Here is a 22,296-nt window from a genome sequence, read left to right on the forward strand (position 1 = left end):
ACAAGGCGATTTTACTAAAGGAAACACCGTCAAAATGCTGTTATTCGTCAATGATCTCACCGTAATTGATTTTTCATACCTATGCCCTGAGCGCGGCATTGTCGGTGAGAGCTGGATTGTTGATATCGTCCTCGATGGCCGTTTGAACGAGCAGTCTATGGTGCTTGATTTCGGTCGGGTTAAAAAGCAAATCAAAAAAATTATCGACGAGAGCGTTGACCACAAATTAGCCGTGCCCGCAGAGCACCCTTACACTCGCGTACAAAAGCACGCCGAAAGTGAACAATATTGGGTCGATTTTATGCGGCCAGAACAGGCATCGATTCATTTGTATTGCCCAGCAGATGCGTTTGCCTTTATCGATGCCGAACAGGTCGATAAAGCATCGGTCATGGCCTATCTGCGCGCTGTAATTCGGCAGCAATTACCTGAAAATGTCGAACAAATTGAGTTGGCGCTACGTGAAGAGCAGATCGACGGTGCGTTCTACCATTATACCCATGGCCTGAAGAAGCACGACGGCAATTGTCAGCGCATTGCGCATGGGCATCGCTCACGTATTCATATCGAGGTAAATGGTCAGCGTGATACAGCACTCGAACAAAAATGGGCTGAACGTTGGCGAGATATCTATATCGGCTCAAGTGAGGATCGTTGCCAGCTAGACGCTTTAGAGCGCTCAGAAGCCGCTCAGCAGGTATCTGATAGGACTCATATCGGTTATGGCTATGATGCGGATCAAGGGCGGTTTGAATTGATTTTACCGCAGTTGGAAAACGATCTAATTGATGCTGATTCGACAGTTGAATGTATTGCTGAACATATCGCGCAAGCCCTAAAACAGCAGAACCCTCAAGCAACTATATGCGTACGGGCGTTTGAGGGGGTAGGCAAAGGAGCGATCAGTTATGCGTAAAATTGCACTGAACCTGGTGCTTGCGGTGAGTTTAAGTTTGGTCTCAGTCTTTCCAAGTCATGCCGAAAACAGTATTGAATTGGAAGGAGCGGCGCAAAGCGGGGGCTTAATGCTGGCCCGTGTTAACAACGCCGAGCGGGTTTATTTAAATGAGCAAGAAATCGACATAAATCAAGCCGGTATTGCAGTGTTTGGTTTTGGTCGCGACACATCGGGCCCGCAACAGCTGAAAGTCATCTACAAAAATGGTCAACAACAGCTGCAAACGATTCACGTGGAAGCTCGCGACTATCAAATAGACTATGTCGATGGCGTGCCGCAGCGCACGGTCACACCAAATCCGGAGCAGCAGGCTCGGGCGCGCAAAGAAGCGGAGCGAGTGTGGTTGGCTCGGCAAACTATCAGTACTCGGACAGACTTTTTAGCGGCGCCGATAATGCCAGCAAAAGGGCGCATTAGCGGCGTTTACGGTAGTCAACGCGTGTTTAATGGGACTCCACGCAATCCACACTACGGCTTGGATATTGCCGCTCCAACAGGGACACCCGTTTACGCGCCGTGGAGTGGCAAAGTGGTGTTCGCTGACGCGGATCTATTTTACTCCGGTGGCACCTTAATTATCGACCATGGTCAAGGCATCACCAGCACCTACATTCATCTCTCGAAGCTTGATGTTAAGGTGGGTGACGAGATACTCCAGGGTGATAAGATTGCGGAAATTGGAGCAACTGGACGGGTTACTGGCCCACACTTAGATTGGCGTATTAATTGGTTGAACGAGCGCCTTGATCCAGCGCTCGTATTAGAGTATTTCGCAGATATCAAAATCCCACAGAGCTAGCTTAGTCGCAGCCACCGTGCTGCGCGAGCCGAGTCAACCACACGGGCTTTGCGTAAGGTTGGATTGGCTGGCGCCCATTTGAGTTCGAGTTCGAGTAGCTCATCCCGCCGAAAAACATGTAGGCGCGAAATTTGGCCTGGGCGCTTGCGTATCAGAATATCGTTTAAGCTGGTTCGCGTACTCGCCAGATTATCAATTGCGATAATGCGATCGCCCGGGCATAAACCTGCTTGCTCAGCAGCTTCACCACGATAGACCACAGTTAATTGAATATCCCCAGGGTTTGCTTGATATTTTGCTCCTAAGCGCACCGGTTGCGTCGTGGCAGCGGTGCCTACTGCGCTATCGCTATCATCACTACTGGTCACCATGTGCAGCTCGACACCACATGCAGCAAGAGCTTCAGTCAAAGGAACCCAACCGACCCCGTGCACCAAACGACTAAATTCTGTAGCAAGCTGATGCCCTGCGCGTTGTTCGAGATAATGAACAAAGCTGTCTTCGCTGGTCATGACCTGGCTATGATAATGCTGCTGCCAAAATTGACCGAACAGCTCAGGCAGACTTGTCTGAGTGGTCGCGCGCAAGCGTAAGTCGAGCCACAGTGCCAGCAGTGCGCCTTTGGTGTAGTAGCTGACAATCGCGTTGGCGGCATTTGCGTCCTGCTGGTAAAACTTGGTCCAAGCATAGAAACTTGATTCGACAACGCTCTGTTGATGAACGCCTTGACTCCGCTCGACCCGAGTGATGGTGTCAGTGAGGGTGTTTAAATACTGCTGAGCATCGATTAAACCGGCATGATGGACAAAATAATCATCGAAGTATGACGTCATCCCCTCATAAAACCAGAGTTGCTTCGTATACTGCTCACTGGCGAGTTGATAAGGGGTTAATTCCGCTGGACGCACAGCTTTGACGTTCCAGCTATGAAAATACTCATGGCTACATAAGCTCAGAAAACGCTGATAGTTTTTATCGACTGCAGCGGCCTCATTCCAGATCAGGTCGCGCCGACTGCAAAGCAGGGCGGTCGAATTAATATGCTCTAATCCGCCAAAGCCATCGCCTACGACCATGGTCAAAAAGAGATAACGCTGAAATGGCACTGTGCCATCAAACATGTCGATTTGAGCGCGGCATATTTCGCTTACATCACGGCCAATTCGGTCGAGGTCGGCATCATGTTGGCCAACGAACACCAGCGCATGGGGGATGTCTTTAACGGTAAACTCGACAATGCTTAACTCGCCCATTATAAACGGATATTCGAGCAGCTCAGTGTAGCTTTGGGCAACAAAGGTTTGCCCTTGCCATGGCGCGCCACTGGTCTGTGGCATGCCCGTAGCAATTTGCCAGTGGGCCAGTTCGCTGGGCAGTTCGAGGCTAATTTCACAAGGGCTCAAATCATCTGCATCGACCTGTAAACAAAGGCTTGATGGATTGAAAAAGCCAAATAAGCCATCAAGATAGGCGCTACGTACGGACAAATCGAAAGCATAGACTTGATATTCAATGGTTAATTCACCTTGATAAGGTGCGACCTGCCACGTTTGTTTATCTAAAGGTGTGATATCGATTTCAGCATGTTCGACAAAACCGCGAACCTTGCTGAGATTGCGGGCAAAATCACGGATCATGTAACTGCCTGGAATCCAAGCAGGCAGGCTTAACCGTCGCACCGGCGCAGATTGCGCTGGGATAACCATTCGCACCGAGAAAAGATGGGCACGATAGTGTTCGAGCTTGATCTGATACTGCAACATAAAATTTCCTACAATGTTTTCGATTGAGACTCGCTATGTGGTTATCATAGTGCGATAAATGGTCTCTATTTAAACCATGAAATGAGTATACTGAACTCCTTAGTAGAGTTGAATATGTCGTGAGCACTATGGTCGTTACCCGCTGGAAAGCAATTTTAGAAGATCGCAATCGTTTCTTCTGGCTATTACAAGTAGCCGGTTGGAGTGGCTATGCCTTGGTGCACTACATTGGCTCGTTAATGCACGAAATGCGCGATATCTACGCCTTAGTCTTAATCCTTGGTGCTTATGCCGGCTTTTTACTGACGGTCCCACTGCGCTATTTCTATCGGCGTATTTGGGATGTCAAACCTTGGTATCTTATCGTGATCGTGCTCGCCGCAAGTTACGTGAGTGCAGCGCTGTGGGCGGTGATAGATAACGCGACCTACTGGGAAATCTACAAATTTGGCTTTCGCCCAGAAACCAATTGGTTCTACTTTAAGAATAGTATCGCCAAGTTCTACATTATGTTGAGCTGGAGCGGCCTGTATTTTGGAATCAAATACTATCAAATGTTGCAGGATGAAAAGCAGAAGGCTTTGATGGCGAATTCTATGGCGCATCAGGCGCAATTGAAAATGCTGCGATATCAGCTCAATCCGCACTTTTTGTTCAATACTTTGAATGCCATTTCGACCTTGATCTTGATTAAGGAAAATGATTTGGCCAATCAAATGATGCAAAAGCTGAGTAAGTTTTTGCGCTTTTCGCTCGACAATGAACCGATCAAGAAGATTCCTCTGCAAGAAGAGATTGATGCGTTATTACTGTATCTCGATATTGAAAAAGTCCGCTTCGATGAACGCTTGCAAGTCGATATCGAAATCAGCGCTGAGGCACAAAAAGCACTGGTTCCTAGCTTGTTTTTACAACCGCTTATTGAGAACTCGATTAAATATGCCATCGCTAAGCTCGAACAGGGGGGGCGTATCCACATTCAAGCTGAGCGCTTTGCCGATGACTTATTAATTAGCGTTTCCGATAACGGCCCCGGCACGAAAAAATCAACGGCAGAGTTGCTCGCATCAGGAGGTGTGGGTCTGAGTAATACTCGAGATCGGTTACAAGCCTTGTATGGAAAGAATTACTCCTTTACATTAACGGATGCGCAACCGCAGGGGTTGAAGGTCGCAATTCGCATTCCGTTTGAACAGGCTGAGATATCATGACTAAGAAAATCCAAGCGCTGGTAGTTGACGATGAGTCACTTGCGCGGCGTGGATTAGTAGTTCGCTTACAAGAGTTTGAGCAAATTGAGCTGCTCGATGAATGTGCCAGTGCGCGTGAAGCATTGGAGAAGATTCGAACCTTGCAACCCGACTTGGTATTTCTCGATATTCAAATGCCCGGAATGAATGGCTTCGAGTTACTCCGCGCAGTGCAAAAAGAGGGGTTAAAATTACCACTGGTCGTCTTTGTTACGGCCTATGACCATTACGCCATTCGCGCCTTTGAAGTCCGTGCCATCGATTACTTACTCAAGCCTGTCGATAGCGAACGCCTAGGACAAAGCATTACCCGAATTGCAAAATCTTTAGAACGGCGTGAACAAGAACAGCAACATCAACGTATCTTAGAATTACTCGCTGATGCGATCGGCGAAGACTGCGAAGAGATTTTGCAAAGCTTGGCCGCCGGCAAAGAAGTTGGTTCGGCCCGTTATCCAGAGCATATTGCAATTAAAGAAAGCGGTGAAATCACTCGTGTTGCGATTAATTCGATAGAGTGGATTGATGCCGCAGGCGATTACATGTGTATTCATGCTGGCAACGAAACACACATTTTGCGTAAAACGATGAAAGAGCTTGAAGAAGAGCTTAACCCACAGCGTTTTCAACGCATTCACCGCTCTGCAATCGTCAATATGGAGCAGGTCGAGAAGCTTTGTAGTCGGCAAAATGGGGAATACCATTTGCAACTGCGAAATGGTAAAGAGCTCAAAGTCAGTCGCAGTTACAAAGATCGCATCAAAAAACTAATTCTTAACTCATGACAAGGTCATGAAAATGGAGTGATGTATGCGTCGATTATTGCTCATACTGGTCAGCCTGTTGCTCGTCGTTGGTTGCTCAAACCAGTTAGGGTACAAGTTTGCAGATACTCTGATCGAATGGCAATTGAGCGATTATATCGAGCTAACGGATGAGCAAGAGCCGATGGTTGCGCAAGCAATCGATGAGCTCCATTTGTGGCATGCACGCTCCGAATTACCTCTATACCGTGATCTACTCCAGAATCTCCGCGATAAAATTGCCACAGATGGCCTGACCGAAGCAGAAATTGCGCAAGTTTTCGACGACGCGACATGGCTGTGGGAACGGATTCGCATCCAAATCGAACCTTACGCGCAAGTATACCTTGCTGAACTGAACCCAAAACAACGGCAACAACTGTTCGAGAAGCTAGATGAGAATTTAGCTGAGCGTCGCGAGGATTTGCTTGATGAGCCGTATGATGAAGCACTGAAAGATACGCGTAAACGGCTCGAACGCAATGTTAAACGCTGGTTAGGTTCGGTCGAGCCTGTTCAGCGTTCCTATTTGTCGCGCTGGTTAGCCCAGCGTGATGACATGCGTGCAGACTGGATTGCGTATAACGAGCGTTGGCAAAGTGCCTTTAAACTGCTTTGGGATGCCCCAAGTGGTGAAGTTTTTAGTCGTCAACTCAACAGTCTGATCATGCAGCCAGAGGCACTGCGCGGAGACGATTTTCAAGCAAGACTGGAAAGTAACCGGCTCGCAACGATCGTTATGCTGTATGAGCTACAGAATTCGATGACGGCGCGGCAAAAACGCCACTTGCTTGGCGAAATAGACGATATCATTGCTGATTTGGATGATTTAATCGCCTATTTCGCACCTGATGATGAATCGCGCGACAGTTAACGCACTTCGATAATTTTGCAGGTATTGGTTGAACCTACGGTTTCCATGACATCACCGTGGGTCAGCACCACTAAGTCGCCCGCGTGTACGTGTCCACGCCGCTTAATTTCTTCAATGGCATCGTGAACCAAGTTTTGCGGCTCGCTTAGGGTTGAGTCAAAGGCGATGGGATATACGCCGCGATAGAGCGCACAGCGCGCCCGTGAGGCCTGATGCCGTGATAACGAAAATATTGGCAATTGGCTGGTGATCCGCGACATTAATTTCGCAGTTGAGCCTGATTCAGTTAGGGCAATAATGGCCTTGACCCCAGCTAAATGTGTGGCTGCGTACATGGCAGTGATCGCCGTTGCTTCCTGAATGTTTGAGAAGGTCTCTTGCAAATCTCGGTTATCGAGCGCAACACTTGGATGTGTTTCGGCACCAAGGCATATTTCTGCCATAGCTTTAACAGTTGCGATAGGGTGCTTACCGGCAGCTGTTTCAGCTGAGAGCATGACCGCATCCGTGCCATCCAGCACGGCATTGGCAACGTCCATTACTTCTGCTCGGGTCGGCATGGGGTTTTCGATCATCGATTCCATCATTTGTGTGGCAGTTATCACCACTTTGTTGCACTGCCGCGCTCGCTCGATAATCTTTTTCTGCTTACCCACTAACTGGGCATCGCCAATTTCGACTCCAAGATCACCGCGGGCGACCATGACGGCGTCAGCAGCGAGGATAATATCATCAAGCGCTGCATCTGAAGCAACCGCTTCGGCACGCTCGATTTTCGCACAAATCGCACCTTGGCCACCGGCTTCGCGTAATAACCTGCGCGCCTCCAGAATATCATGACCATTGCGCGGGAAGGACACTGCTAAGAAGTCGACTTCAATTGCCGCGGCAGTTTTGATGTCGGCAAGGTCTTTATCGGTTAATGCAGCAGCAGATAAGCCACCACCTTTGCGGTTAATGCCTTTATTGTTCGACAATGGACCACCGACAGTGACCGTGGTTACGATTTGTCCCGCGCTAACATCTTCAACCTGGAGTTGTACGCGCCCATCGTCGAGCAGCAGAATATCACCTGTGCTCACATCTTGTGGCAGCTCTTTATAGTCGATGCCAACCCGTTGTTGATCGCCTGCGTCGACGGATAGATTAGCGTCGAGTACGAATACATCACCTTCATCGAGCACAATTGGGCCATCGGCAAAGCGGGAAATCCGAATTTTAGGTCCTTGTAGATCACCAAGGATCGCAACTTGAGTGCCGAGCCGCTCAGCGATTTCACGAACCATTTGCGCACGCTGCAAATGGTCTTCAGCTTTACCGTGAGAAAAATTCAAGCGAACAACGTTAGCTCCGGCTTTGATAAGGGCTTCTAGAACTTTCGGATCATCCGTTGCTGGGCCGAGAGTAGTCACTATTTTAGTTCGACGTAACATGGGGGGACTCCATAAAAATTTTGCGAAAAAGTATATCACGCTGATGATTTAGAAACAGACCTTGTGGCGCAAATGCGCGGATTTAAGTACAATGCTCGCACTTTTTCTCGACACGTTTTGTGACAACCCAACAAATAGGTAGCCCCATGACTGATCAACAACAGGATTTGACGCTTCAAAGCTGGCAGGAACGCCAAGAGTATGCGGAGATGATGCAACCACTTATCGGTCGCATGTATCGTAACTATGGTGTTGAAATTTTAGTATATGGTCGTTCGCTGTTAAACGTTGATGCGATCAATATTATCAAAGCACACCGCTTGATTCGCCGTCACGAAGGCGTGAAGTTACGTCTACGTGAAAGCTTCCCATTTATCGAAGCACTCAGCAAAATGAAGCTTGCACCGGCTCGTGTTGACTTAGGTAAACTTGCTTTTAACTATCTGCATAAAGACGCAGGGCAGGGTTTGTCCGTTGAGGCTTACCTCGAACGTGAACTCGCGGATATCGTTAATAAAGCAGATGAAATTGAGCCACAAGATGTTGTTTTATACGGTTTTGGTCGAATTGGTCGGTTGTTGGCGCGGTTATTGATTGAACGCAATGGCGCCAATAATAAAATGCGCTTACGTGCCATTGTTGTTCGTGGTGGCCGCGATGGCGATTTGGAGAAGCGTGCCAGCTTACTCCGTCGTGACTCAATTCACGGTGCATTCAACGGTTCTATTACCGTAGATGAAGAGAACTCTGCGATTAAGGCGAATGGCACCAGCATCAAAGTGATTTATTCAGATGGTCCAGACCAAGTTGATTACACTCAATATGGCATCGATAATGCCATCGTTATCGATAATACCGGGATCTGGAAAGACGAAGCGGGCTTGGGTTTACACTTAAAATCTAAAGGTGTGAAAAAGGTTCTGTTAACTGCGCCAGCCAAAGGTAACATTAAAAATATCGTATTTGGTGTGAACCACAATGATATTGACCCAAGCGATACCATCGTTTGTGCTGCGAGCTGTACCACCAACGCTATCACTCCAGTGTTAAAAGTTGTGAATGATGAATTCGGTATTCGGAACGGCCACGTTGAAACCGTGCATTCATATACCAATGACCAAAACCTCATTGATAACTACCACAAGGCTGAACGTCGTGGTCGTGCGGCTGGTTTAAACATGGTATTGACTTCGACTGGTGCCGCTAAAGCTGTCGCCAAGGCTTTACCAGAGTTAGCAGGTAAATTGACTGGCAACGCGATTCGTGTACCTACGCCAAACGTCTCGATGGCGATCATGAATCTTAATTTAAGCAAAGCGACCACAGTTGATGAGCTTAATGCATTCTTGCGCGACCAAGCATTGCATTCAGAGCTGCAAGCACAAATCGACTACACTGCATCGACTGAAATTGTTTCAACAGATTTAGTTGGCTCACGCTACGCAGGTATTGTCGACTCGCAAGCGACGATTGTTGATGGTGACCGAGCGGTGCTTTACGTTTGGTATGACAACGAATTTGGTTACAGCTGTCAGGTGATTCGAGTTGCCGAGCAGATGGCCGGACAGCAGTTGTTAAACCTGCCTAAATAATCCTTATATACAATGAAAAGCGCCACTTGGCGCTTTTCTTTTGACGCACAACAAGGTGGACGTTTATGTTGCATATCAATGCTGCGTTTGACAGTGGTAATATTGAAGTGGTTAAGGCGGAAGACGCCGCAGCAATCGAACTTGCGATTCGCAAAGACCATCAATCTGATTTTTATCAGTGGTTCCATTTTAAATTGCATGGAGAAGTCGGCGAAGACTATTGTCTGACGATCACAAATGCAGGGGAATCTGCATATCCGGATGGCTGGAAGGACTATGCGGCGGTTGCTTCATATGACCGAGAAACTTGGTTCCGAGTTGCCACTGAATATGATGGCAAGGTTTTAAAAATCCATCATACCCTTGAACAAGAAAGTGTTTACTTTGCCTATTTCACACCGTATTCCTATGAGCGTCACCAGGATCTTATTCATGCCGCACAACAATCGGCACTGGTACAACATGAATTGCTAGGATTAACGCTTGATGGCCGCGAACTGAACTTGTTAGTGGTTGGTGCGCAAGAGGCTGACCATGATGCAAAGAAAAAAGCAGTATGGATTACCGCTCGTCAGCATCCAGGCGAATCGATGGCGGAATGGTTTGCGGAAGGATTCCTGACCCGTTTGCTCGACGACGAAGATGGTGTGGCGCGGAAATTACTGCGCAATCATGTTTTTTATATCATCCCGAACATGAACCCAGACGGCAGTGTGCGTGGCCATTTAAGAACCAATGCAGCGGGCGTGAACCTCAATCGCGAATGGGCTGAACCGAGCTTAGAGCGGAGCCCAGAAGTGTATTATGTGCTGGAGAAAATGAAAGCGACTGGCGTTGATCTCTATCTCGACATTCATGGTGATGAAAATTTACCCTATAACTTTGTCGCGGGTGCCGAGGGCGTTCCTTGCTTTAACGAGCGCTTGGAGCATTTGGGCCAGCAATTTAAACAAGCCTTACTCACTATTACGCCAGAATTTCAAACAACCTATGGCTACGAGCAAGAAGCGCCGGGAGAGGGCAATCTTACCGTGGCAAGTAACGCAGTATGTGAGCGCTTCAACTGCTTGGCCTTTACATTAGAAATGCCATTCAAAGATAATGCGGACTTACCTGATTCAGATTTTGGCTGGTCAGCACCGCGCGCGCAACAACTTGGTGCAGACGTTCTTGCTGCCATCTATGCAATTGCAGATGAGTTGCGGTAAGGTAAACAAACGCAAAATAACAATGATAATCAAAACAAGGCGAGGGGGTTTTCTTGGAAGCCATTAATAATTTTCTATTGTTGATCGATAGTTACCTTGGTTCAGCAGCATGGTTCCCATATGTGTTGCTGGGTGTGGGTGTATTTTTCACACTCTATCTTGGCTTTCCACAGTTACGCTTTTTTGGCCATGCTTGGAAAGTTGTCAGTGGTAAATTCGATAAAAAGGGTGCACGTGGCGATACCAGTCACTTCCAAGCTTTATCGACGGCGCTCTCTGGAACAGTAGGTACGGGTAATATCGGTGGGGTCGCGCTGGCGATTTTCCTCGGTGGCCCGGCCGCATTATTCTGGATGTGGGTCACGGCCTTCCTTGGGATGACCACCAAGTTTGTCGAAGTGACCTTGTCGCACAAATACCGGGTACAAACTGAAGATGGCACGATGGCTGGTGGCCCAATGTACTACATGGATCGTCGCCTCAACATGAAATGGCTAGCGGTCATTTTCGCGCTGGCGACCATTATCAGTTCATTCGGAACGGGGAATATGCCGCAGATCAATAACATCGCTCAAAGTATGGAAATGAGTTTTGGTATTGACCCTATGCTCACTGGCGGTATTCTCGCGATCTTGCTGGCCATGGTTATTATCGGTGGAATTAAGCGTATCGCTGCCGTCACATCGAAAATTGTGCCGATTATGGGTGGCTTATATGTAATCGGTGCTTTAAGTGTCATTCTCTATAACGTTGATCAAATTGGTCCATCTTTCGCGGCAATTTTCACTGATGCCTTTACCGGATCTGCCGCAACCGGTGGCTTCCTTGGTGCAACTTTCGCCTATGCATTCAACCGTGGTGTGAACCGAGGCTTATTCTCGAACGAGGCAGGGCAAGGTTCAGCTCCTATCGCGCACGCAGCAGCACGAGCTGATGAGCCGGTATCAGAAGGGATGGTTTCGATTCTCGAACCCTTTATCGATACCATTATCGTTTGTACCCTGACAGGCTTGGTGATTCTCTCGAGTGGAGTGTGGTCGCAGAAACACGAAAATGTGTTCTCGCGGACCGACCTTGATGTCATCGTTGGTCAATATGACGATAGCAGTGATGCGGATCGAACGAAGCTGTATCATTATTTGAACGATACCAAAGAAAACCAAGTCAATCGTTTCAATGGTAGCATTCAGGTGGTCAATGGCTCACCCGTACCGGGCGATTACACCATATTGCACGCCCGTTCAGTAGCCGAAAACGTGCAGTTTATCGTGGCCGGTGAAAATCCTTACACCGGGGTGTTACGGATCGAAAATGGGCAGTTGAAGAAGCAAGATATCGTGGTCAAGGGCGAGTCATTGGTGCACTCGGCTGCACTTACGTCAATCGCCTTTAGTCAAGGCTTTATCGGTAGTGCTGGCGAGTATATTGTCCCGATTAGCTTGATGCTATTTGCATTTTCAACCGCAATCGCTTGGTCTTATTACGGTGACCGAGCTGTGGTTTACTTGTTCGGCCAACGCGGGGTGATGCCGTATCGCATTCTTTATGTCGCTGGCTTCTTTGTCGCGTCTTTTGCCGATACCACCTTAGTATGGACCCTATCATATGTGGCTATTGTGCTGATGACCTTACCGAACTTATTCGGTATCTTCTTGTTGCGTCGGGAAATGAAAGATACCGTTAAAGCGTATTGGGAAGATTTTGATGCCGAGCAAAGCAAACATAAATCCGATCAATAACCACTAAAAGTCCGTATAAAAGTGAGCGTTGCGTAAACCGCACGTTCACTTTTATTGTTTCAATAATGGAGTAAAAGCATGGCCCTGATAGATTGCCCAGCTTGCCATAAACGGGTTTCTGATAAAGCCAAAGAATGCCAACATTGTGGCTTCAAACTCGCCACACGTTCCTCAGCGGAACATGACCGTGAACTCCGCCGTGCCCTGCAGGATAAGCGTGACAGTATTTTAAGTCAGTCAATGCTGGCACTGCTGATCGCGATTGCCGCTTTTGCCTATTTCTATGTGGCGCAACCACTCCCTGACTCATGGCAAGCACAGCTTGCTTATGCCGGTATGCTGGTTGGGAGTATTTGGTTTATCGTGAACCGCGTGCGCCTCGTCTTTTTAAAAAAGAAACCATGAGGTCTGCTGCTTATGCAGTTCGATGAATTATTAGCTTCGATTACCCCAGATACATTTGAACGTCTCGTTGCTGCGGTTGAAACGGGACGTTGGCCTGATGGGGTAAAACTTACGGATGAACAACGCGAAAACACCATTCAGTTAGTGATGGCGTATCAGGCTAAATACTGTCCGTCTGACGAACCTTTCCGAGTAGGCGCCGACGGACTTTTGGTGACACGAAGTAAACAAGAAATGCGGCAACAGGTGAGTGGGCGTGAGCCCGACCAGCGCATTGCCACATTTGAGTTAAATGAATCAAATCATGAGGATAGCGGTGCATGAGTACGACGGATTATCAAAGCTTAACTGAGCAAGGACGCGCTCTGATTGCCGATGAGCCTGATCTCATCGCAAACCTGAGTAATTTATCTGCTTTGGTTTATGAGCACCTTGAGCGGGTTAATTGGGTTGGTTTTTACCTCACTCGCAGCCCCGAAATGCTCGTGCTTGGACCGTTTCAGGGCAAAGTAGCCTGTTTGCGCATCCCTTTTAGTAAGGGTGTCTGTGGTGCAGCCGCGCGCACGCATGAGACTCAGTGTGTCGCGGATGTCCACGAATTCCCGGGGCATATCGCTTGTGATGCCGCCTCGCGCTCGGAAGTCGTGGTGCCAATTATTGTCAATAACCGGGTGGTTGGCGTGTTTGACCTCGACAGTCCAGAACCCGCGCGATTCACTCAGGCAGATGCCGATGGTTTAACCGCGTTTGCTGAAATATTCCAGCAGCTCGACTGGTCCCAATTAAACTATGGATAACTAATTTATGCATAGCCAATTTGATATCCATACTTATCTGGTAAGTCATGCCGATATGTGGTTTTTTGAGGATGAGGCAGACATTGCGGTCGATCAGATGAATGAGATGTTGCATTATATTGTGACCTTAGCTGATTCAGATGATACTCTTGACTGCCTAGAAGAGGTTGTCCGTCGCTGTTTATTCGATTGGATCGAAAATCCTGATTTGCTCGCGCTCGAGAGCGACGAAATGCAAACCTATATTACTGAACAACTCGCTGACGCACGTCAGCAGGAAATTGAAGAAGATGACTGAAGACGTAACAAAACTGTCCACCCCAAAAGAAGTTCTGGCCTACCTTGCAGAAAAATTTCCGCAGTGTTTTATTCTAGATGGTGATGCAAAACCACTGAAGATTGGTATTTTCGAAGATCTTGCGGAGCGTCTCAGTGATGACCCCACGGTCAGTAAAACCCGTTTGCGCATGGCCTTGCGCCATTATACGTCAAGTTGGCGGTACCTGCGCTCGGTAGTGGTCGATGCAGAGCGGGTAAACCTTGATGGTGAATGCGTGGCAAAAGTTGAAGCCGAGCACGCTGAACACGCAAAAGAAGCCCTTGAAGAGTCGCGCGCAAAGGTTGCGGAGCGGAAAAAGCAAGCTGCCGCAAAAGCGCCGAAAAAAACAGCTCGGCCCGCTAAGCCGAAAACCCCTAAAGCAAAACCGAAAGCCAAACCGGCAGCCAAAGCGAAACCAGCACCAAAGTTGAGTGCGGTCTCACAACACGAGTTGAATGTCGGACAAAAGGTCATGGTCAAAATGGGCCAAAAACCGATGGCTGGTGAAGTCACTGCAGTCGAGCGAAACGATATTTACGTGCAACTATTAAACGGTCTTACCGTCAAAGTGACAGCAGACGTTATTTTTGTCACCGAATAAGCAAGGAGTTGAGTGCATGTCCAATGCAGTAAAGCGGTCTCTACTAGCCACTCTGTTCGCCTTAACAACAGGGACGGCACTGGCAGTGCCACCTGCGCACAGCCCGGACGAGTTGCCAGCGTTACAACCTGAAGAGCAACATGGTACGGCAAGTCAGCGGGTAACAACGTATTTTACTCGTTATCACTTTAAACAGATGGAATTAAACAACCAGCTGTCGGGTGAAATTCTTGAGCGCTACCTCGAGATGCTTGATTACAACAAGATGTTTTTGCTCGCTGAGGATGTTGCGCAAGCGGAAGAATACCGCAATCTGTTTGATGACATGATTGGCTCAGGTAAGTTGCAGCCGGCATATCGCCTATACCGCACCTTGCTTGAACGCCGCTTTGAGCGATTTGAATACGCACTTAGTTTGCTCGATCCGGAACAACCTTTTGATTTTGCAGTCGATGGTGACCGCTACTACTTTGACCGGGAAGAACAACCGTGGGCGAGTAGTGCAGAGGAATTAAATGAGGTTTGGCGCCAGCGAGTGAAATATGACGCGCTTAATTTAACCATGGCTGGCAAAGAGTGGCCTGAAGTGGTTGAAACTTTAGAGAAGCGTTATAACACTGCGTTGAAGCGACTTACCCAAACCAAGAGTGAAGATGTATTCCAAACCATCATGAATGCATTTGCGCGGAGTATCGAGGCTCACACCAGTTATTTATCACCGGTAAACGCTGAGCGTTTCGAACAAAATATGAACCTCGAGTTAGAGGGTATCGGCGCAGTCCTGCAAATGGAATTTGATTACGCCACCATTAGCAGTTTGGTGCCTGGCGGCCCCGCCGATAAAACCGGTGAAATCGGCCCTGAAGACCGTATTATTGCCGTCGCGCAAGGGGCGGATGAAGACGCTGAATTTGTTGATGTGGTCGGTTGGCGTCTTGACGATGTGGTTGAACTCATCAAAGGGCCAAAAGGCTCAACCGTGCAGTTACAAGTCTTACGGGCAAAACAAGCGGCCGGTAGTCAGCCTAAAGTTGTGACTATTGTTCGTGATAAAGTCAAACTAGAAGACCGCGCTGCCAAAGCTGAAATCAAAACTCCTGAATCAGGAGAGTTTGCTGGGCGTAAACTCGGCGTGATTTCTATTCCCGGGTTTTACAATAACTTGACCCGCGATGTCGTGAAGTTGCTCGATGAAATGAATAGCGCTGATGCGGAAGGGATCATCATCGATCTGCGTGGTAACGGCGGTGGCTCACTGACCGAAGCCATTAGCCTAACAGGCCTTTTCATCGACCGTGGTCCGGTGGTGCAGGTTGCAGATGGCAGCGGTCGGCGCGAAGTTAATTCCGACCGTGACGGCGTGACTTATTACGACGGACCACTCGTGGTTATGGTGGACCGTTACAGTGCGTCGGCATCAGAAATTTTCGCTGCAGCTTTGCAGGATTATGGGCGCGCCGTTATTGTCGGTGAAAATACCTTTGGTAAAGGCACAGTCCAACAGCACCGCAGTTTAGCGCGTCGGTTTGACTTCTTCGATGAGCCAGTAGGAAGCGTTCAATATACGATCGCGAAGTTTTACCGTATCAATGGGGGCAGTACCCAATTGCGTGGGGTTAAACCCGATGTCTTGTTCCCAGCTTATATTGACCCCGAGGAATTTGGTGAATCGAGCCAAGACAATGCATTGCCATGGGACCAACTGCAATCAGCTAAGTTCGAGCCAGTCGGGCAATTGACCGAGGAACAGATCCAACACTGGCAAAAGCAAGCTGATGCAGGTGTCAGTAGCAACCCTGAATTTCAATATGTACTTGAAGATATTGCCGAATACCAGTCGGAAAAAGACCGTACCTGGGTCACTTTGGAGCTTGCTGAACGCAAAGCAGAAGAAGCGGCAGATGAAGCTCGCAAACTTCAGCGAGCAAATGAGCGGCTCCAACGCCTTGGCAAAGAGCCGGTAGACTCAGTCGAGAATATACCGGATGACCTCGAGGTTCCTGATCCATATCTTGAGGAGGCGGTGGCATTGAGCTTCAGCATTATTGATGAGGTTAAGCTCGCACTCAATCAGAACTAGGCAAAAGCCGCTTTGAGCGGCTTTTTAATACCCATAGAAGAACGATAATAAGGGCATTAAGTTATGCTAGGAACCGAAATCAGCAGTCGCTGGTCAAGCCGCTTAACTTTTATTTTAGCTTCAACTGCGGCAGCGGTTGGACTCGGAAATATTTGGAAGTTCCCATACATTACTGGTGAAAACGGTGGTGGGGCATTCGTTTTAGTCTACCTGCTGTGTATCGCTTTGATCGGGATTCCGGTGATGATCGCAGAAATCATCATCGGTCGCCGCGCACGTCACACTCCAGGCGAGGCGGCTAAAGCGGTTGCTCTCGAGTCCGGACGTTCCAGTGCATGGCAAATTACCGGTTGGCTGGGGATGATTACGGGCTTTTTAGTGCTCAGCTTCTATGCGGTTATCGCAGGTTGGGCATTGGCTTATGTTGGTGAAGCTAGTTCCGGTGCCTTCATAGGCGCAAGCATTACCGACATTGAAGCGATTTTCAGCACGCTTACCGCATCGGCTGAGCGACTCACGTTCTGGCATGCGCTTATTATTTTGAGCGTTATTTTGGTGGTGGGTAATGGCGTTAAAGATGGTCTAGAACGCACGGTTCGCTTCATGTTGCCAGCGATGTTAGTGCTCTTGGTCATTATTGCTGTCTACGCGGCCATCGAAGGTGACTTTGCGGCCACTGTGAGTTTCTTATTTGCGCCAAACTTCTCGGCGTTGACCGCAAATGGGGTTGTGCTCGCACTTGGTCACGCGTTTTTCTCGCTCGGTCTCGCCTCCGGTATCGTCATTATGTACGGCGCTTATTTGCCCAAAGACACATCAGTTGTGCAAACGACTCTATGGATTGCGGCCGCAGATACGTTGGTCTCTTTGTTAGCAGGCTTTGCGATTTTCCCAATTGTATTCGGCAGTGGTCTCGAAGCGGGAGCGGGGCCTGGGTTAATATTCAAAACCTTGCCAGTTGCCTTTAGCCAGATGCCAGGTGGACTGCTATTAGGAAGCTTATTTTTTATCATGCTAGTGCTTGCAGCCTTCACCTCAGCAGTTGCCATGATTGAATCCGCCGTCGCATTCGTTGAAGAGCGTTTCAATTTGGGTCGTTGGGCGGCCACGATAAGTGCGGCAGCGGTGCTATGGTTGCTCGGCCAAGTCACGATTTATTCATTTGCTGGGGCGAGCTGGACGCAGATCGACTGGACTATCTTAGGGCGACAACTGAGCTCTTGGTTTGATGTGATTGATTATCTCACCGGCACCATTTTACTCCCGATTGGGGGCTTAATTCTTGCCGTATTTGCTGGCTGGGTGATGCGTAAACCCTTCAGTGCTGATGAAATTCGCACTGAAAATTGGGCCTTCCAACTATGGTATTTCTGTGTCAAATGGTTGGCTCCAGTCGCAATTACGCTGATCTTCTTACAGTTACTTGGTGTGGTATCGTTTTAAATTAATTAACAAGAGAAACTCTTATGCAAGCGGATGCAAGTAAACAACCTCGGCAACCTACCTTGTTGCAATCTTTTATTCCGATCATTTTATTGGTGATAGCGCTGGCCAGCTCAGTTTATCTGTTTGGGGATAGCTCCTCTTATGGTCCGAACCAGATCGCCTTATGGATTGCTGCAGCCGTTGCCGTCCTCATTGGTTTTTACAACCGTTACACCTGGGAAATGATCGAAGATGGTATCCGCCACGGAGTCTCAGTCGCCTTAGGTGCAATGCTGATTATTCTTGCGGTCGGCTCTTTGATTGGAACTTGGATGTTATCGGGCACAGTACCCACCATGATTTACTATGGTTTAGAGCTTATTTCACCGAGTTTCTTTTATGCTGCCACGGCAGTGATTTGTGGTATTGTCGCTTTATCAATTGGTTCCTCGTGGACCACAGCAGCAACCATCGGGATCGCCTTGATGGGGATAGCAGGGGGCCTTGACCTTTCGCTTCCGATCACCGCAGGCGCGGTTGTCTCAGGCGCTTATTTCGGTGACAAAATGTCCCCGTTATCGGATACCACCAATCTTGCTCCGGCCGTCGCAGGTAATGAGTTATTCGCCCACATCCGTTATATGGGCTACACCACCTTACCAGCGTTTGTCATCGCTTTGGTGGTATTTCTCATCCTTGGATTCCAAGACAATACAGCGACCGATATTGTTAAGTTAGAAGAATTACAACTGCATTTATCCAATTCGTACGAGATCAGTTGGATCATGCTTATCCCATTGTTTGTCCTGCTTGGTTTAGCTGCTAAGAAAAAACCTGCGCTCCCAACTGTATTCTTTGGTGCGATTCTTGGCGCGGTATGGGCGTTAATCTTCCAACCAGAAGTTGTGGCGCAAATGGCCGATGGCAACACCGGCGTGGTCGATCAAATCAAAGTCGCTTGGCTGGCATTAACTTCGGGCTTCACCATTGAAACCGCATCTCCAGAACTCAATAGCCTATTGAATCGTGGTGGGATGGAATCGATGATGAATACCATCTGGCTCATTATTAGTGCGATGAGTTTCGGTGCGATTATGGAACGCTTGGGATATTTAGAGCGCTTATTTATGGGCGTTTTAAAAATGGTCCGCAGTACTGGCAGTTTGATCACCGCGACGTTATTTACCTGTTTTGGAGCAAACGTGTTAACCGCCGATCAATATATGGCCATTGTCATTCCAGGACGTATTTTCCGCGGTGAATATGAACGTCGCAATATTGACTCGCGGGTCTTGTCGAGAACGCTTGAAGATAGTGGCACCTTGACCTCTGCACTGATCCCATGGAACACCTGTGGGGTGTTTATGTTTAGTACGCTGGCAGTGAGCCCGCTCGAATATGCTCCATACGCAGTATTTAATTGGCTGGTCCCGCTCATCGCGATTGTCTATGCCTACACCGGATATAAAATTCTCAGCATCGATGAGAATCAAGCTGAAACGGCGTAACTTTAAATTAGAAGAGGTTGCAGATTTATGGCTGTTGCAACACCTGCAAAGTATCGTAAAGACTATCAAGCACCGCAATTTGCGGTGCCCACCACTGAGCTGACGTTCGTTCTCGCGGATCGTGGTACCTTGGTCACCCATCGCATGAATATCGAGCCACTCGCGTCAGCCCCCGTTGCACTAGTGTTAGATGGTGAGCAGCTGGAACTTGAATCGCTCACACTGAACGGCAAAGAGCTCACTGGCGCCGAGTATGAAGTGGCGGCCGGGCAGTTAACCATCGCTGCGGCTTCGCTGCCAAGCGAGCCTTTCAACCTCGAGATCGTGACCCGTATCAACCCAATTGATAATCATGCTCTCGAAGGTTTATACAAATCAGCCGGGGCATTTTGTACTCAATGTGAAGCTGAAGGGTTCCGCCGCATCACTTATGCCTTTGACCGACCCGATGTACTCTCGGTCTATACCACGCGCATTATCGCTGACGCAGAACAATATCCAGCGCTGCTTGCAAATGGCAACCTAGTTGAGCGGAATATGCGTGATGATGGCTTAACCGAAGTGGTATGGCATGACCCATATCCTAAGCCATGTTATTTGTTCGCGCTGGTCGCTGGTGATTTCGATGTTTTAGAAGATACCTTTGTGACTCAAAGTGGCCGCGAGGTCAGCCTGCAATTATTCGTCGATAAGGGCAATCTAGAGCGCGCTGATTACGCCATGGGTTCGCTTAAACGAGCGATGAAATGGGATGAGGAACGCTTTGGTCTTGAATATGACCTTGATATTTACATGATCGTTGCAGTCGATTTTTTCAATATGGGGGCGATGGAAAATAAAGGGTTAAATATCTTTAATTCCAAGTATGTACTGGCCTCAGCAGCAACGGCCACGGATCAAGATTTTATTCATGTTGAATCAGTGATTGGACATGAGTACTTCCATAACTGGACCGGCAACCGCATCACTTGTAGAGACTGGTTCCAACTGAGCCTTAAAGAGGGCTTAACGGTTTTTCGCGATCAAGAATTCAGCTCTGATTTAGGCTCTCGCGCAGTGCATCGGATCGAAGCGATTCGCATCATGCGGACCCATCAGTTCAATGAAGATGCATCGCCAATGGCCCATCCGATTCGACCGGACAAAGTCGTTGAAATGAATAACTTCTACACAGTCACCGTCTATAACAAAGGCGCTGAGGTGATACGGATGCTGCATACTCTGTTAGGCGAAGAGGGCTTTCAACGAGGGATGCAAACCTATATCCAGCGCCATGATGGACAAGCCGTCACCTGTGAGGATTTTGTTGCGGCAATGGAAGCCGGAAATGGCGTTGATCTGACCCAATTTCGGCGCTGGTATAGCCAAGCCGGCACCCCTGAAGTAAGGGTTCAACAAAGCTATGATGCCCAGCGGCGCGAGTTGCGGCTTAGACTCCAACAACACACGCCAGCCACAATAGGACAAGAGCACAAACAACCGGTGGTGATTCCGATTTTACTCAGTGCTTATGCTGAGGATGCGCAAGGGCAGGTCGTGCCGGTTAAGCTAGCTGAACGTAATAAGCAAATTCAACTGCATGAGTCAGCCAGTGAACTGTATATTTTTGATCGCGCTGAGGCAGAGCTGGTTATTTCTGATTGCCCGCCCGATACGACTTTAGCGCTACTGGAGAATTTCAGTGCACCGGTGCGCCTGAAATTTCCGCAGACCACAACAGACCAAGCGCGTTTACTCGGTTATGCAGAACAAGCTGTAACCCGCTGGGAGGCTGCGCAACAAATCCTGCTGACAGCGCTAAAAGATGCCGTTGCTGCAGCGCAACCGGTGCAACTCGATGCGACCAGTATCGGTGCTTTTAAACGCTTGCTGCAATCGGACCTCGATAGCGCCCTGATCGCTGAAGCGCTTACCGTACCAAGCCCCGAGCAACTCGCTGAGGAATACAGCACGGATATTCCAGTTGAGGCCATCGCGACAGCATGTCAACAGCTGCGAGCGCTACTTGGACGAGAACTCAGTACTGAGCTTGACCATCACATCGAGGCTGCACTTTTGCAAAATAATGAGCCGTACGCGCTGAGCCAGCAGGCTATTGGTCAGCGAGCGCTGGCGGAACTGGCGTGGTCATTACGTTTAGCTGTTGCACCACAAGAATACGGTGAGCGTCTGCGCAATTGGTATGCAAGCGCTGATAATATGACGGTTCAGGCAACTGCACTGCGATTAGCAGTACATCATAAGGTTGCTGTCGCCGCTCATATTAGTGCGCAATTTGAACAACAGTGGCGGGATACGCCGCTTGCGCTTGATAAATGGTTTGCGGTATTCGCAAGCCAGCGCAATGAGGGCACTTTGCAGGATGTGCAAAAGTTATTGAGCCATCCGGGCTTTAGCTTGAACAACCCCAATCGCGTCTATGCGTTACTTGCGACTTTAAGCCGCAATTTAGTGGTGTTTCATGATAGCAGTGGCGCAACCTATCAGTTTTTAGCAGACATTATCGCTCAGCTTAATGAGCTGAATCCGCAGGTGGCCGCACGACTCATCACCCCGTTTTTGCAATGGCAGCGATTTGATCATGCTCGCCAAACTTTGCTGAAACAGCAGTTAGAACGGCTCGAGGCACTCCCTAATTTAAGTCGCGACTTAGCCGAAAAGATTCAGAGCGCATTGCATAGTGATACAAGCAAATAGGGCGTTTGGGGATAAATATGCAAGTGGATTACATCATCATTCGAT

Annotated in this window: 19 protein-coding genes; 17 read left to right on the top strand and 2 right to left on the bottom strand. The window is 48.5% G+C overall.

Features of this window, described 5'->3' with window-relative positions:
- Positions 1-34: 34 nt before the first annotated feature.
- The gene (locus tag CWI83_RS02175; protein ID WP_126825074.1) at positions 35-916 is read left to right on the top strand and encodes a 6-carboxytetrahydropterin synthase; all 882 of its coding nucleotides are present in this window, start codon (positions 35-37) and stop codon (positions 914-916) included.
- Positions 909-1,757 (top strand): M23 family metallopeptidase, encoded by an 849-nt coding sequence (locus CWI83_RS02180; protein ID WP_126825077.1) that lies wholly within the window; start codon positions 909-911, stop codon positions 1,755-1,757. The genes CWI83_RS02175 and CWI83_RS02180 overlap by 8 nt, the downstream gene beginning before the upstream one ends.
- Here the strand turns inward: CWI83_RS02180 and CWI83_RS02185 are convergent.
- Complete coding sequence (locus CWI83_RS02185; protein WP_126825079.1) at positions 1,754-3,520, bottom strand: M61 family metallopeptidase; 1,767 nt, start codon at positions 3,518-3,520, stop codon at positions 1,754-1,756. The two genes, CWI83_RS02180 and CWI83_RS02185, sit on opposite strands and share 4 nt — an antisense overlap.
- A 128-nt stretch (positions 3,521-3,648) precedes the next feature.
- On the opposite strand from CWI83_RS02185, the gene CWI83_RS02190 reads away from it, so the two are divergent.
- Genes CWI83_RS02190 through CWI83_RS02200 form a run of 3 tightly spaced genes read left to right on the top strand, consistent with a single transcriptional unit; the run spans position 3,649 to position 6,447 of the window.
- Complete coding sequence (locus CWI83_RS02190; protein ID WP_126826026.1) at positions 3,649-4,731, top strand: sensor histidine kinase; 1,083 nt, start codon at positions 3,649-3,651, stop codon at positions 4,729-4,731.
- Positions 4,728-5,555, top strand: a complete 828-nt coding sequence (locus tag CWI83_RS02195; RefSeq protein WP_126825082.1) for a LytR/AlgR family response regulator transcription factor — start codon at positions 4,728-4,730, stop codon at positions 5,553-5,555. Before CWI83_RS02190 ends, CWI83_RS02195 begins: the two co-directional genes overlap by 4 nt.
- 25 nt (positions 5,556-5,580) lie before the next feature.
- Positions 5,581-6,447 (top strand): DUF6279 family lipoprotein, encoded by an 867-nt coding sequence (locus CWI83_RS02200; protein ID WP_126825085.1) that lies wholly within the window; start codon positions 5,581-5,583, stop codon positions 6,445-6,447.
- On the opposite strand, the gene pyk is transcribed toward CWI83_RS02200, so the two are convergent.
- A complete protein-coding gene (gene pyk, locus CWI83_RS02205) occupies positions 6,444-7,880 on the bottom strand; it encodes a pyruvate kinase (protein ID WP_126825087.1) in 1,437 nt (478 codons plus the stop codon). The genes CWI83_RS02200 and pyk overlap by 4 nt on opposite strands.
- Positions 7,881-8,026: 146 nt before the next feature.
- Here pyk and CWI83_RS02210 point away from each other — a divergent pair, with 146 nt between their 5' ends.
- The 12 genes from CWI83_RS02210 to pepN all read left to right on the top strand — a co-directional run bounded on the left by CWI83_RS02210 (position 8,027) and on the right by pepN (position 22,251).
- Positions 8,027-9,472, top strand: coding sequence for a glyceraldehyde-3-phosphate dehydrogenase (locus CWI83_RS02210; protein WP_126825089.1), 1,446 nt, complete (start codon positions 8,027-8,029; stop codon positions 9,470-9,472).
- A gap of 68 nt (positions 9,473-9,540) precedes the next feature.
- Positions 9,541-10,680, top strand: a complete 1,140-nt coding sequence (locus CWI83_RS02215; protein ID WP_126826028.1) for a M14 family metallopeptidase — start codon at positions 9,541-9,543, stop codon at positions 10,678-10,680.
- Positions 10,681-10,733: 53 nt separating this feature from the next.
- Positions 10,734-12,419, top strand: coding sequence for an alanine/glycine:cation symporter family protein (locus CWI83_RS02220; protein WP_126825092.1), 1,686 nt, complete (start codon positions 10,734-10,736; stop codon positions 12,417-12,419).
- 78 nt (positions 12,420-12,497) lie between these two features.
- A complete protein-coding gene (locus CWI83_RS02225) occupies positions 12,498-12,824 on the top strand; it encodes a zinc-ribbon domain-containing protein (protein ID WP_126825095.1) in 327 nt (108 codons plus the stop codon).
- A 12-nt stretch (positions 12,825-12,836) separates the two neighbouring features.
- Positions 12,837-13,148 carry a YeaC family protein gene (locus CWI83_RS02230; RefSeq protein WP_126825098.1) on the top strand — a complete coding sequence of 104 codons (312 nt, stop codon included), beginning with the start codon at positions 12,837-12,839 and terminating at the stop codon, positions 13,146-13,148.
- Positions 13,145-13,621: a GAF domain-containing protein gene (locus CWI83_RS02235; protein WP_126825101.1), complete on the top strand. Its 477-nt coding sequence runs from the start codon at positions 13,145-13,147 to the stop codon at positions 13,619-13,621. The genes CWI83_RS02230 and CWI83_RS02235 overlap by 4 nt, the downstream gene beginning before the upstream one ends.
- Before the next feature lie 7 nt (positions 13,622-13,628).
- Positions 13,629-13,919, top strand: a complete 291-nt coding sequence (locus CWI83_RS02240) for a hypothetical protein (protein ID WP_126825104.1) — start codon at positions 13,629-13,631, stop codon at positions 13,917-13,919.
- Positions 13,912-14,541, top strand: a complete 630-nt coding sequence (gene proQ / locus CWI83_RS02245; RefSeq protein ID WP_126825107.1) for an RNA chaperone ProQ — start codon at positions 13,912-13,914, stop codon at positions 14,539-14,541. Before CWI83_RS02240 ends, proQ begins: the two co-directional genes overlap by 8 nt.
- Positions 14,542-14,557: 16 nt before the next feature.
- Entirely contained in the window at positions 14,558-16,621 is a 2,064-nt protein-coding gene (prc, locus tag CWI83_RS02250) for a carboxy terminal-processing peptidase (RefSeq protein WP_126825110.1), read from the top strand.
- 63 nt (positions 16,622-16,684) lie between these two features.
- Positions 16,685-18,064, top strand: coding sequence for a sodium-dependent transporter (locus CWI83_RS02255; RefSeq protein ID WP_126825113.1), 1,380 nt, complete (start codon positions 16,685-16,687; stop codon positions 18,062-18,064).
- A gap of 23 nt (positions 18,065-18,087) precedes the next feature.
- A complete protein-coding gene (gene nhaC / locus CWI83_RS02260; protein WP_126825116.1) occupies positions 18,088-19,554 on the top strand; it encodes a Na+/H+ antiporter NhaC in 1,467 nt (488 codons plus the stop codon).
- 27 nt (positions 19,555-19,581) lie between these two features.
- Positions 19,582-22,251 (top strand): aminopeptidase N, encoded by a 2,670-nt coding sequence (gene pepN, locus CWI83_RS02265; protein ID WP_126825119.1) that lies wholly within the window; start codon positions 19,582-19,584, stop codon positions 22,249-22,251.
- The last annotated feature ends 45 nt before the right edge of the window (positions 22,252-22,296 follow it).

The organism is Pseudidiomarina taiwanensis (genome assembly GCF_003987435.1).
GTDB lineage: Bacteria > Pseudomonadota > Gammaproteobacteria > Enterobacterales > Alteromonadaceae > Pseudidiomarina > Pseudidiomarina taiwanensis.

Coding starts and splice junctions, on each gene's coding strand:
- proQ (WP_126825107.1), top strand. CDS start 13,912: ATGACTGAAGACGTAACAAAACTGTCCACCCCAAAAGAAGTTCTGGCC.
- CWI83_RS02230 (WP_126825098.1), top strand. CDS start 12,837: ATGCAGTTCGATGAATTATTAGCTTCGATTACCCCAGATACATTTGAA.
- CWI83_RS02225 (WP_126825095.1), top strand. CDS start 12,498: ATGGCCCTGATAGATTGCCCAGCTTGCCATAAACGGGTTTCTGATAAA.
- CWI83_RS02190 (WP_126826026.1), top strand. CDS start 3,649: ATGGTCGTTACCCGCTGGAAAGCAATTTTAGAAGATCGCAATCGTTTC.
- prc (WP_126825110.1), top strand. CDS start 14,558: ATGTCCAATGCAGTAAAGCGGTCTCTACTAGCCACTCTGTTCGCCTTA.
- CWI83_RS02210 (WP_126825089.1), top strand. CDS start 8,027: ATGACTGATCAACAACAGGATTTGACGCTTCAAAGCTGGCAGGAACGC.
- CWI83_RS02185 (WP_126825079.1), bottom strand. CDS start 3,520: ATGTTGCAGTATCAGATCAAGCTCGAACACTATCGTGCCCATCTTTTC.
- nhaC (WP_126825116.1), top strand. CDS start 18,088: ATGCAAGCGGATGCAAGTAAACAACCTCGGCAACCTACCTTGTTGCAA.
- CWI83_RS02240 (WP_126825104.1), top strand. CDS start 13,629: ATGCATAGCCAATTTGATATCCATACTTATCTGGTAAGTCATGCCGAT.
- pepN (WP_126825119.1), top strand. CDS start 19,582: ATGGCTGTTGCAACACCTGCAAAGTATCGTAAAGACTATCAAGCACCG.
- CWI83_RS02175 (WP_126825074.1), top strand. CDS start 35: ATGCTGTTATTCGTCAATGATCTCACCGTAATTGATTTTTCATACCTA.
- CWI83_RS02235 (WP_126825101.1), top strand. CDS start 13,145: ATGAGTACGACGGATTATCAAAGCTTAACTGAGCAAGGACGCGCTCTG.
- CWI83_RS02180 (WP_126825077.1), top strand. CDS start 909: ATGCGTAAAATTGCACTGAACCTGGTGCTTGCGGTGAGTTTAAGTTTG.
- CWI83_RS02255 (WP_126825113.1), top strand. CDS start 16,685: ATGCTAGGAACCGAAATCAGCAGTCGCTGGTCAAGCCGCTTAACTTTT.
- CWI83_RS02195 (WP_126825082.1), top strand. CDS start 4,728: ATGACTAAGAAAATCCAAGCGCTGGTAGTTGACGATGAGTCACTTGCG.
- pyk (WP_126825087.1), bottom strand. CDS start 7,880: ATGTTACGTCGAACTAAAATAGTGACTACTCTCGGCCCAGCAACGGAT.
- CWI83_RS02200 (WP_126825085.1), top strand. CDS start 5,581: ATGCGTCGATTATTGCTCATACTGGTCAGCCTGTTGCTCGTCGTTGGT.